Source organism: Vibrio sp. 704, from assembly GCF_033339295.1.
On record NZ_JAWOUH010000508.1, the window covers coordinates 1 to 669 of the forward strand.

Sequence of the window (669 nt, forward strand, 5' to 3'; positions counted from 1 at the left end):
AATCTGGATCAGCAACCCAACTTGGGCAAACCACAACGGCGTGTTTACCGCTGCAGGTCTAGAAACTGCTCAATACACTTACTACAACGCAGAAACTAAAGACAAAGACTTCGATGCAATGCTAAACGATCTTCAAGCTGCATCTGAAGGTGACATTGTTCTTCTACACGGCTGCTGCCACAACCCAACCGGCATCGATCCAACTGCTGAAGAATGGGAAACACTAGCGAAGCTGATTGCTGAGAAGAAACTGCTTCCTCTGTTCGACTTTGCATACCAAGGCTTTGCTAAGGGTGTAGAAGAAGACGCAGCTGGCCTACGTACTTTCGCGAAATACAACAAAGAAATTCTCGTTGCGAGCTCGTTCTCGAAAAACTTCGGCCTATACAATGAACGTGTAGGCGCATTCACGCTTGTTGCTGAATCTGAAGAAGTGGCAACAACAGCATTCTCTCAAGTAAAAGCGATCATCCGCTCTATCTACTCTAACCCACCAGCTCACGGCAGTGCTGTTGTTACTCATATTCTAAACAACGAAGAACTGCGTGCCGAATGGGAAGCGGAAGTACAAGAAATGCGTGACCGTATTCAAGAGATGCGCGAGCTGTTCGTAGCAACTCTGAAAGAAGAAGGTGTGGATGCAGATTTCAGCTTTATCGAACGTCAAAA

The 669-nt window shown here is 46.5% G+C and carries 1 protein-coding gene; it reads left to right on the forward strand.

Annotation, left to right across the window (positions count from 1 at the left end):
• Positions 1 to 669, forward strand: a 669-nt coding sequence (locus tag R7R24_RS27415) for an aminotransferase class I/II-fold pyridoxal phosphate-dependent enzyme (protein ID WP_318120228.1), incomplete at both ends; no start/stop codon positions are given.